12 protein-coding genes are annotated in these 10,537 nt (G+C 70.1%); 9 read left to right on the top strand and 3 right to left on the bottom strand.

The window, feature by feature from the left end; translation table 11 throughout:
* Both ACOJSN_RS13265 and ACOJSN_RS13260 read left to right on the top strand, forming a co-directional pair.
* A partial coding sequence (locus tag ACOJSN_RS13265; protein WP_420112975.1) for a DUF222 domain-containing protein occupies positions 1–1,218 on the top strand: 1,218 nt, incomplete at its 5' end.
* Between the two features lie 15 nt (positions 1,219–1,233).
* Positions 1,234–1,854, top strand: a complete 621-nt coding sequence (locus ACOJSN_RS13260) for an HNH endonuclease signature motif containing protein (RefSeq protein ID WP_420112974.1) — start codon at positions 1,234–1,236, stop codon at positions 1,852–1,854.
* 81 nt (positions 1,855–1,935) lie between these two features.
* On the opposite strand, the gene ACOJSN_RS13255 is transcribed toward ACOJSN_RS13260, so the two are convergent.
* Positions 1,936–2,526 (bottom strand): hypothetical protein, encoded by a 591-nt coding sequence (locus ACOJSN_RS13255; RefSeq protein WP_420112973.1) that lies wholly within the window; start codon positions 2,524–2,526, stop codon positions 1,936–1,938.
* A 269-nt stretch (positions 2,527–2,795) separates the two neighbouring features.
* On the opposite strand from ACOJSN_RS13255, the gene ACOJSN_RS13250 reads away from it, so the two are divergent.
* From ACOJSN_RS13250 to ACOJSN_RS13225, 6 genes are read left to right on the top strand one after another with little or no spacing between them, the layout of a single operon-like run.
* Positions 2,796–3,626, top strand: coding sequence for an ABC transporter permease (locus ACOJSN_RS13250; protein WP_420112972.1), 831 nt, complete (start codon positions 2,796–2,798; stop codon positions 3,624–3,626).
* Positions 3,623–4,366, top strand: coding sequence for an ABC transporter ATP-binding protein (locus tag ACOJSN_RS13245; protein ID WP_420112971.1), 744 nt, complete (start codon positions 3,623–3,625; stop codon positions 4,364–4,366). Before ACOJSN_RS13250 ends, ACOJSN_RS13245 begins: the two co-directional genes overlap by 4 nt.
* Positions 4,367–4,396: 30 nt before the next feature.
* Complete coding sequence (locus ACOJSN_RS13240) at positions 4,397–5,386, top strand: ABC transporter substrate-binding protein (RefSeq protein WP_420112970.1); 990 nt, start codon at positions 4,397–4,399, stop codon at positions 5,384–5,386.
* Positions 5,379–6,140, top strand: coding sequence for an SDR family NAD(P)-dependent oxidoreductase (locus ACOJSN_RS13235; RefSeq protein ID WP_420112969.1), 762 nt, complete (start codon positions 5,379–5,381; stop codon positions 6,138–6,140). The genes ACOJSN_RS13240 and ACOJSN_RS13235 overlap by 8 nt, the downstream gene beginning before the upstream one ends.
* Positions 6,124–7,554, top strand: coding sequence for an NAD(P)-binding domain-containing protein (locus ACOJSN_RS13230; RefSeq protein WP_420112968.1), 1,431 nt, complete (start codon positions 6,124–6,126; stop codon positions 7,552–7,554). The genes ACOJSN_RS13235 and ACOJSN_RS13230 overlap by 17 nt, the downstream gene beginning before the upstream one ends.
* Before the next feature lie 29 nt (positions 7,555–7,583).
* Positions 7,584–8,579, top strand: coding sequence for a CobW family GTP-binding protein (locus ACOJSN_RS13225; protein ID WP_420112967.1), 996 nt, complete (start codon positions 7,584–7,586; stop codon positions 8,577–8,579).
* Positions 8,580–8,708: 129 nt separating this feature from the next.
* On the opposite strand, the gene ACOJSN_RS13220 is transcribed toward ACOJSN_RS13225, so the two are convergent.
* On the bottom strand, positions 8,709–9,041 hold the full coding sequence (locus ACOJSN_RS13220) for a VOC family protein (RefSeq protein ID WP_420112966.1): 333 nt from the start codon (positions 9,039–9,041) through the stop codon (positions 8,709–8,711).
* A 189-nt stretch (positions 9,042–9,230) separates the two neighbouring features.
* Positions 9,231–10,181, bottom strand: a complete 951-nt coding sequence (locus ACOJSN_RS13215) for a hypothetical protein (RefSeq protein WP_420112965.1) — start codon at positions 10,179–10,181, stop codon at positions 9,231–9,233.
* 144 nt (positions 10,182–10,325) lie between these two features.
* Between ACOJSN_RS13215 and ACOJSN_RS13210 the strand changes: the two genes are divergently transcribed.
* A partial coding sequence (locus ACOJSN_RS13210; protein ID WP_420112964.1) for a hypothetical protein occupies positions 10,326–10,537 on the top strand: 212 nt, incomplete at its 3' end.

Genomic DNA, 10,537 nt, shown 5'->3' with positions numbered 1-10,537 from the left:
CGCGTCGCGGAGGGTGAGGAAGAGCGGGCGCAGGAGGGTGCCGTGGTGGCCGGTTCGTGGGTTGACGACCTGGAGCAGCCCGAGCACGGTCCAGTGTCGTGGTTGGCGGAGCGATCGCCCTCGGGTGGCTTGCTGAGCGATCTGGAATCCCTGCCTGAGGACCTGGTCGGCGATGAGTACGACTACGTAGAGATGGTGGCGGTGTGGGCCAAGCTCGAGTCCTACTGTGCCGCAGGCAAACGAGCAGCGGCAGCGGTGATGGCGCGGCGGGAGTCGCTGGCGAACGGGTTGGCGCATCTGGCGGCGATGGGCATCGAGGCCGGTGAGGTGAGCATCGCTGCCGATGAGCTCTCCGTCCGGCTCGGGATCACCAAGCCTGCCGCAGCACGCCTGGTCCGGTCCGGACGAGCGATGAACGAGACCGGCGCCCCCACAGGGGACTCGTTGATCGACGGTGAGATCGACGCGGTCAAGGCCGACCTGATCCTGGACGCCATCAAGGACCTCGGCGCGGACGCGGCGCTCAGTGTGCAGGAGCGGGTGCTGCCCAAGGCGCCCCACATGTCGACCGGGCAGCTGAGGCGCGAGGTCGCCGCTGCCTGCGCGGCCGTGGATCCGGACCAGTTCGAGCAGCGGTGCGCCGATGCCGCACAGTCGCGTCGGGTGAACCCGCCCCGGGCGTTGCCGCACGGCATGGCGTCGCTGTATGCGGTGATGCCCGCAGTGGAGGCCACCCAGGTGTACCGGGCCGTCGATGCCGCCGCCCGCTCGGCGAAGAGTTCCGGCGACCAGCGCACCATGGACCAGCTTCGTGCTGATGCGTTGGCCGCGATGGGGTCTGCTGCCGTGCAGACCGGCTGGATCGGTCCAGCACCCGGCGATGCGGAGGTTCCTTCCAAGGGCGCGGCGGCTGACGTCGGCGAGCCTGGCGCCGTCGACCATGACGGCGGTTCGTTCATGCGTGTTGGGCATATCGGCGGTGTCAGCGCCCACGTGCGCGTGGTCGTCCCCTACACGATCCTGATGGACCACCCACCAGCCGCAGCAGATCCAGATCCGCCGCCTGACGGTTCCGATGCCGGCCGGGCACCACGCGATGGCGGGACCACCGATCTCGGCCATCCGCCACCACAGGACGGCGGCGACGAATGCGAACGCAGCGCGCACGCGCCGGAAGTGGGCGGCGATGCCAATGCAGCTGCCGAGGCCGTGGTGTGACCCGAGGGCGATGTCATGTCCAGCGAGGCGGCGGTGTGCCCTGAGTGCGACGGCACGCCCGCCGATGCGGCGGCTACCCCCGGTCCCCGTGCCGCCGGGGTCGAGGGCACGACCACTAGTGGTGTCCCGGCAAGGCTGACGTCGGTGCCCGATCGGCTCACCATCGCTTTCCTCGATGGTTACGGTCCGATTCCCGCCTCTGCGGCCCGCGCCCTCGCAGCCGGATCGACCTGGTCGCGGCTGGTGCTGGACCCGATCGACCGGACCGTCCTGGAGGTGTCCTCACCGGCGTACCGGCCGCCGGAGTCGATGGCCAGGCTGGTGCGGTCGGCGCAGCCGTACTGCGCCGGGCCGACCTGCAACGTCAGCGCGGACTCCTGCGACCTCAATCACCGCATCCCGTACCCGGTCGGCGCCACCAGCGTGTGGAATCTCGACCCGGGCTGCCGTCGCGATCATCTGTTGATCACCCACGGCGGCTGGCACTACCGGCAAGACCCGGAACCCGGCGGGCCACGTACCTGGACCACCGCCACCGGCCACGTCTACGAGCAGCAGATCGACGGCGACGTCAGGATGGTCGCGAGACGACCCCTGGCGCAGGTCCACGGCGACGACACCCCACCACCCTTCTGACCCACGGGCCTGCCCACGCGGCGCGTGGTGAGCTGGTGCGTGGGCTGCATCGATGGCCGGTTCAACGTGCCCGGACGAAGGTCAGCCCTGGTGCGGGACCTCGTCGAGGCCGTTCATGTCAAGGGTGGCCTTCATGGCCTCGGCAACGTCGAGGAAGTACCAGTCGTCGGGGGCTGACAGCAGGGTTTCGCCCTCGAACGGGCAGGCACTGAGCCCATCTGCAACGTCGGTGAACGTGCCGACCTCGGGAGCGATCCAGACGCGGTATCCCACGGGGATGTCCCAGCCGCTGCGACCGGCGTCGGCGTACAGCGGTTTGGTGGTGAAGTCGACCGCGAGCGGTTCCCAGGTCTGGAGGTCGGCGAGGTCGCGCTGGATCGGGACGAGGTCGCCGGCGTAGGCGGCCAGCCCGTTCGACGCCGTTCGCAGGCACTCCTGCATCTCTCGCGCGTCGTCGGCGGGGGCGGTCATCAGGCTGAGCATCGACTCCTGCTCGGGCGCCACGTACCAGGGCCGCAACCCCGCCCAGTCGGTGGCGATCCCGGTGATCTCCCAGCGCACCGCGTCACCGAGCGTCGCGAGCTCCTCGCCCGCCATCTCCTCCCGGCTCGGCTGCAGGTCACTCGCGCGGCAGGCGAACTGGGAGGGGTCGATCAGCCCGTCGGCGCCCACGCACTCGCCCGGCCCCTATGCGTTGAACAGGTGACATCAACGGTGCCTTCTGCAACGCATCGGCGGCCACCACGCCACGCGAGCGACCGCGCCATCCCGCCTCACGGACATCGCAGCCAGCATGTGAGACATCGGAGCCACGAGCGCCGAGCGTGCGCGCAGCCGTGTACGAAAGGGGGACCGGGCGCATGCCTGCCCGTACACACCGACGTGACCCTGCGCCGTCGGCGTCCGATTCGAGGGTCATGAGCCCCGAGAGGAGGAGCCGCATGGTGATGGAGACCGCCGCGCTCGAGGTCGATGACGCGCCGAGCCGCACGCGAGCGCCAGCACGGCGGCGCAGCCTGCCGATCGGGTGGATCCTGCCGGTCCTGATCCTGGCGCTCTGGTACGTGGCTTACACGTCCGAGTGGGTCAATCCGATCCTGTTCTCCTCGCCGGTGCAGGTGGTGCAGACGCTGTGGACCAGCACCCTGGACGGGACGCTGCCCACGCACCTGGCCACGAGCGTGGGGCGCTGGCTGCTCGGATTCGCGATCGGTGCGGCACTCGGCCTGGCACTGGGCGCCATCACCGGGCTGTCCTCGCTGTTCGAGCGGCTCCTTGACCCCACGGTGCAGGCGCTGCGGACCGTGCCGATCATGGGCCTGGTGCCGCTGTTCATCGTGTGGTTCGGGCTCGGCGAGCTGCCGAAGGTCATCCTGATCGCGTTCGCGACCTTCTTCCAGGTCTACATCCAGATGTTCCACGGCATCCGCAGCATCGACCGCAAGCTGCTCGAGGTCGGCCGCATGTACGAACTCTCCACCGTGGAGACGCTGAAGCGGATCGTCATCCCCGGCGCGATGCCGAGCATCCTGCAGGGCATCCGGCTGGGCCTGGGCATCGCGTGGCTGGCGCTGGTGATTGCGGAGCTCACGGGCGCGAACTCGGGCGTCGGGTACTGGATGCAGACCGGCCGTGAGTACGTGCGGGTCGATGTGGTGCTGGCGGCCCTGATCGTGTTCGCGGCGGTCGGCAAGATCGTCGACTCGCTCGTGCGACTGCTCGAACGACGCCTGCTCAGGTGGCGCGACACCATCGATCGGGAGATGCGATGAGTACCTCCATCACGGTCGACGGCGTCGGTCGCGTGTTCTCTGGGCGCGGCGGTGAGGTGGTGGCACTGCAGGGCGCGACCTTCGACGTGCAACCTGGCGAGTTCGTGGCGCTCGTCGGTCCTTCAGGTTGCGGCAAGTCCACCGTGCTGCGGTGCATCGCCGGCCTGGACACCGAGTTCACCGGCGAGGTCTACGTCGGCGAGCGGCTGGTCGAACGCCCGAGCACGCAGACCGGGATGGTGTTCCAGGAGCACCGGCTGTTGCCGTGGTTGACCGTGCGGCAGAACATTCTCTTCGGCTTCCACGGGACCGCCTCCGAGCAACGTGAGCGTGCCGAGGAGCTGCTGGATCTGATGCACCTGGAGGCGTTCGGGGATGCTCACCCGCACGAGCTCTCCGGCGGCATGGCGCAGCGAGCAGCGATCGCGCGCGCCCTCGCTCCACGCCCCGATGTGCTGCTGCTCGACGAGCCCTTCGGCGCTCTCGATGCCTTCACCCGCATCGAGATGCAGGATGCGCTGCGCGACATCTGGCGTCAGCACAACACCACCGCGCTGCTCGTCACCCACGACATCGAGGAAGCCGTGGTGCTCGCCGACCGCGTGGTGGTGATGGCACCGCGACCGGGGCGCGTGCAGCACGTCGAGACCATCGACCTGCCCTTCCCCCGCAACCGCGCCTCGGACGAGTTCGCGCACGTGCGCGCGTCCCTGCTCGCCCAGTTCCAGCTCGTTCACTGAATCCCCATCAGCTAGACCCACGGAGTCACCATGCGTACCCGCCCCTTGATCGCGCTTGCCGCCACGGCTGCGACCCTCCTCGTTCTCGGCGCCTGCAGCGACGCTTCTGACGCCGGCGGCGGGTCGGGCGGGGAGGGCTCGATCGAACTCCCCAACGTCGCGACCGTGGTCTCCTACCCCGCACTCCCCTCGGGCCTGGAGCTCGGCTTGTTCGACGATGCATTCGGCACCGACGCCTCCGGCATGTCGGTCGAGTTCGTCTCCTCGGGCGCCGATGGTGTCGCAGCGCTCGCCTCGGGGAACATCGACCTCGTCATCGGCGGTTACGACCCGGCCGCGATGGTGGGCGCCACCAACGCGCGCATCATCGCGATGACCGAGACCAGCCCGGAGACCCACGCGATCCTCGTGCCGCCGGGTTCGGGCATCTCGAGCATCGAGGACCTGCAGGGCCTCACGGTCGGCGGCTTCAGCTCCTCGCTCGCACCCTTCCTGGCGCTGGCGCTCTCGAACGCGGGCCTGCCCTCGGACTACATCGACTACATCCAGGTGCCGCCGGATGGCGGCCTCGCCGCACTGACGTCGGGTGCGATCGATGCCTGGTACACCTGGGACCCGTTCTACGCGCAGGCGCAGCTCGAGGACCTGGCTGACGTCGTCGTCGACGGCACCGACTTCTTCCTCAACCCGATCGTGATCGTGGCGCGCGAGGACTACCTCGCCGAGGAGCCGGAGGCGGTCGAGGCATTCCTCGCCGGGTACGGGGCATCGGTCGACTGGGTCAACGAGAACCCCGCCGAGGCGGCCGCGTACATGGCCGAAGCGACCGGCATGTCCGCCGAGGCCGCGGAGATCACCGTGGACCGCCGCGACTATGCGCTCACGGTCCCGACAGCCGATGACATCGCTTGGATGGACGAGCTCGGACAGGCTCTGGTCGATGCCGGCACGCTTCCGCAGATCCCCGACCTGTCGGTCGCGATCGACACGAGCGCCCTGGAGAACGTGCTGAATGACTGAGGCAGCCGGCCCGCTTGCGGGCAAGGTCGCAGTGGTCACCGGCGGCACGCGCGGCATCGGCCGCGGGATCGTCCAGCGGTTGGCCGACGACGGCGCAGCGGTGCTGGTCTCCTACGTCGCCGACTCCTCGGTCGCGTTGGCGAACGAGGTGGTCGACGGCGTGATGGCCGCCGGCGGCCGGGCCGCCTCATTCCAAGGTGATGTGAGCGATCCGGCGACGGCGGATGGCTTGGTGAGCACCGCCGTCGAGCACCTCGGGGGTCTCGACATCCTGGTCAACAACGCGGCGATCAGCGATTACAAGCCGTTCGGCACGTTCTCGAACGAGGACGTGCAGCGCACCCTCGGAGTCAACGTGGCGGCACCGTTCGTGCTCAGCCAGGCGGCGCTCGCGGTGATGCCCGACGGCGGTCGAATCATCCATATCGGCAGCACGGTCGCGACCCGCATGGCTCGGCAGGAAGGCTCGCTGTACGCGACGAGCAAGGCCGCCCTGATCGGGATGACGAAGGGGATGGCGCGCGACCTTGGGCCGCGGCGCATCACCGTGAATCTCGTCAATCCGGGACCCACCCGCACCGAGATGCTGGAGCGGCACTCCGAGGAGAAGATCGCGCACATGGTCTCGTTCATGGCGATCCAGGAGCTCGCGCTTCCTGAGCACACCGCCGCGATCGTGGCCGCGCTGGCCCGCGACGACGCGGCCTTCACCACCGGCGCGATCATCGGGGTGGATGGTGGCTACACCATCTGAGGTGCTGCCGCTCGGGCAGGCTGCGGCGGCACCGGCCGGGCTCGACGCGCTGCGCGAGCACGTGCTGGCGCAGCGCGCGCTGCTCGCCTACCCCGAGACCATCTGGACGGCGCCAGGCCAGGTGTGGGACGCCGTCGTGATCGGGGGTGGGCAGTCGGGACTGACCACCGCCATCAAGCTCAAGCAGGAGGGTGTGGGCCGTGTGCTCGTGGTCGATCGGTCGCCGGCCGGCCGTGAGGGACCGTGGATCACGTGGGCGCGGATGGAGACGCTCCGCACGCAGAAGGACCTGCACGGTCCCGACGCCGGCATCCCGGCCGCGACCTTCCGCGCGTGGTGGGAGGCGCAGCACGGCGAGCAGGGCTGGCACACCCTCGGACTGATCCCGCGCGAGGAGTGGGCGGCGTACCTGGCATGGGTTCGTGAGACGTTCGAGGTCGAGGTGCGCAGCGACACCGAGGTGACCTTGCTCGACACCGACGGGTCGACCGCCACGCTGCGGGTAGTGACCGATGGTGTCGAGGACGTGCTGCATGCGCGCGCCGTGGTGGTGGCCAGCGGGCTGCACGGCTGGGGTGGGCCTGCGCTTCCGGCATTCACGGCGGCTCTGCCGCGGCACTTGTGGCTGCACTCCTCCGACGACCTGGACGCTGCGCGTGTGCGAGGCAGACGGGTGGCGGTGATCGGCGCCGGCGCCTCGGCGTTCGACAACGCGGCTGCCGCGCTCGAGGCCGGCGCGAGCCGTGTGGTGCAGCTGGTGCGGCGGCCGGAGCTGCCGACGCTCAACGCGGCGCGTGCCCTGGAATCCCGCGGCATCTACCGGCACTTCGCTGCGCTGCCGGAGTCGCTCAGGTTCGAGCTGACGCACCGCTACCTGTCGCTGCCGATGCCTCCGCCCGACCACTCCGTGGCGCGCTGCAGGCGATTCGCGCAATACGAGCTGATGCTCGGTGCGGCGGTCGCGAGCGCGGTCGCCGCCGATGGCGCGGTCGAGATCACCACGGTCGACGGCCGGACCGAGACGGTCGACCTGATCGTGCTGGCGACCGGGTTCGTCGTGGACATCGACGCGATGGGATGGCTCGCGCCCGTGGCGCCGGACATGGCGCGCTGGGGCGATCGGGTGAGCGTCGCCGCGGGCGACAGCATCGGGCGGGCGCTGGCCCGCTACCCCTACCTCGATGCCACGATGCGAGTGCTCGGGCGCGACGAGGGCGCGTCCCGTCGGTTGCGGAACATCTACCTGTACGGGGCGCCCGGATTTCCGAGCGTGGGGCCGCAGTGCTTCGGCATCAACTCACTTCCGATCGGAAGCGACAGCGTGGTGAGGGGCGTCTGTGCCGGGCTGGTGGCAGATCAGGCCCAGGATCTCTTCGACACCTTCGTGCAGGTGATCGAGAGCCGAACGGAGTAATAGGAACGGTTCTCACCTAGGCTGGGCGGGTGGATCAGATACCTGTCGTCGCGTTGACGGGCAGGCTCGGCGCGGGCAAGACGACGCTGCTCAACCACGTGCTGCGCGCCTCCGACGCCCGCCTCGGGGTGGTGGTCAATGACTTCGGCGCGATCGACGTGGACGCGGCGCTGCTGTTCGGGCAGGTCGACGAGCCTGCGGCGATCTCCGGCGGCTGTCTGTGCTGCATCGAGGACGACAGCGAGCTGGACCTGGCGCTGGAGCGGCTCGCTGCGCCCGCGCTCGCCCTCGATGCGATCGTGGTCGAGGCCAGCGGCATGGCCGATCCGCTCGCGCTCGCCCGCATGATCAGGTTCAGCGGTGCCGAGCGCGTGCGCCCAGGTGGGTTGGTCGACGTGGTGGATGCGGTCGCGCTCGAGCGCTCCGACACCGACCCGGTGACGTTGTCCCGGTTCCGGGCCGCCACCCTCGTGGTGGTCAACAAGCTCGACGGCGTTGCTGACCCGGATGCGACCCTCGCCCTGGTCGCGGAGCAGGCGAGATCGGTGCGGCCGCAGGTGCAGGTCGTGGGCGCTCGCGGTGGTGCGATCGACCCGGCGCTGTTGGTCGACGCGGCCGAGCGCGAGCAGGACGAGTTGCCGTGGCGCGAGCTGCTTCGCCCGGCCGGCGAGTATCAGCACGAGCACGCCGATGCCGTCACCGTGGCCTACGACGGCGAGGTCGACCCCGGCCCTCTGGTCGACCTGCTGGAGTCGCCGCCCGAGGGCGCGTATCGACTCAAGGGCACCGTCGCGGTGCGGTGGCGTTCCGGCGTGCGCGTGTATGCGGTGAACGCTGTGGGCGGCGCCGTGCATGTGGCCCGTGCCCGCGCCGGCACGCGGGCTACCGGACTCGTCGCCATCGGGATGCACCTGGAGGAGCCGGTGGTGCGCACGCAGCTTGAGGCCGCGCTCACCCCGCCGGCCAGCGCGGCGCGTGCCGCCGACATGAAACGCCTCGATCGCCTTGTTCGCCTGAGCGTCTGACGTGGTTGTCGACCTCGGAGATCGTTCCTCGGGACCACATGTCACCCAAAGGGCACAAGCGTGCCCGCGGGGCGGGGCCGGCCACTCCCCGCGGTCACGCTCGTGCCCTTTCTGCGGGGGTACGGCGTGTTACGCGCCGGTGAGCACCACGCGGTTTCCATCGGGGTCCGCGAGCGGCAGGATGCGGACGCCGCCACCCGGCTGAGGACCGCCGTGGTCGATGCCGGCAGCGGTGAGGCGCTCGGCGACGCCGTCGAGATCGGAGACCTCCAGCACCACGGTCGAACGGCCGGCGCGTTCGGGGTCCGACCACACCTGGACGCCGAAGCCCTCGACGAGGTGCCATTCCAGCAGGCCCGGCATCGGTTGCGCGTCCGGCGCCCGCCCGAGCAGGCGGGCGTACCAGTCCTCCGCCCGCTCCAGGTCGGTCACCGTGCTCTGGGCAAAGCCACCTCGGAACATGGAACCCATCTCCTCCACCGGTTGCGAATCGCAAGCAGGCGCCAGTCAAACACGACTGTCTCAACTCTGCAACCAGTTGGGGATGGCCGGGTGTGGGCCGAGATCGCTGTTTGGGGTCGAGATCGCTGGTCTGTTCCAGCGATGTCGACCGAGAACAGCGATCCCGGCAGGTGGAGAGCCTCGTGGCGGTCAGGCCAGCGGGGTGATCCCGAACGTCAGCTCGCGGCCCTGCCGGAACGGCTCGAGGAGCTCGACGTTCTCGAACGACGCGCCACCGGGGATCGGGGACTCGCTCGCCCAGTAGGAGGCGCGCGCGTTGACGAGGCCCTCGATCTCGGGATGCGGGTCGTCCGCGCGCCAGTACTGCCGCGCCAGCCCGCCGGCGAAGTGCCAGCCGGGGTAGACGTCATCGGCGTAGGTCACGTTGACCGGGTCGGCCTCGTCGGGTGTGGCCGCGAGCACGACGGCGTTGCCCGCGTCCCGGGTCATCTCGCCCAGGGAGAAGCGAGCGTGAGGGGCGAAGGCATGGCCGGTGAAGTCGGGCCAGAGCTGCGCCGGGGTGACTACCCGGTCGGCGAGGTGCAGCTCGCGCAGGCGCGCGTAGTTGCCCATGGTCGCGGTGGTGACGAGGTGCGCGAGCGGCACCGAGCCCTCGCGTGCGTAGGAGGCGATGGCTACCTCGTGCGGCCGGTCGGCGCGGAAGGTCAGGCGTAGGTAGACATCGGCCCCGTTGTCGAACCGCTCGACCAGGACGAACACGCGTTGGTGTGCCACGCCGTCGAGCATCTCGACGATGCCTCGCGCGGGCTCGGTCGACGGTCGCGGCGTCGAGTCCGCCGGGTCGTCAACGGACCAGAATCGCTTGCCGGGGGCGTCGTCGAGCGCGGAGTGCTCGAGCTCGGAGAAGCCGCGGGTGTTCTCGCCGGCAGGGATCGGCTCGACCGCGACGAAGTTCATCATCCGCTCGCGTGGCTGGTCGAGGTAGGGCGTGTAGATCCGCAGCAGCCCGCGCGGACCGGGGAGCGGCGCCAGCCCCACCTGCAGGCCGTCGGCGTGACCCCACCGCGGCTCGGCGGGAGCGGTGGCGGACGGGCGGATGAAGGGGCCGTCGATCTCGGGGAGGGCGGCGTCGTTGCTCACGGGCTCGACGGTATCGGCTCGCCGCGTGACCTGGAGAGAACTCGACGCTCGATGCGCGGATTCGCCGGAAGCAACCGGTTGCCGCGCCATCGAGCGTCGACCCTCTTCCGGCGCCTGTCGGTGGCCGGTGCGACGATGCTGGCGATGGAGATCGACGCGCAGGCGCTGACCACGTTCGCCCGGGAGTTCGGGCGCGCGGAGGCGGTGCGTGCGCTCATGCTGGTGCGCGGCGGGGCGGTCGAGCTGCAGCGCGTGGAGCACGGCCGGCACTTCGCTGAGCTGCTCGCCACGGTCTACGACGGCGGCTACGAGGTGGAGGTCAGGCTCCAGCTCGATGATGCCGATGGCGAGGTCCT

Source organism: Pseudactinotalea sp. (genome assembly GCF_048594945.1).
In the GTDB taxonomy this organism is placed as follows: domain Bacteria; phylum Actinomycetota; class Actinomycetes; order Actinomycetales; family Beutenbergiaceae; genus Pseudactinotalea.
Note: the sequence above shows the minus strand (reverse complement) of the source record. Positions and strands in the feature narration are given on the sequence as shown.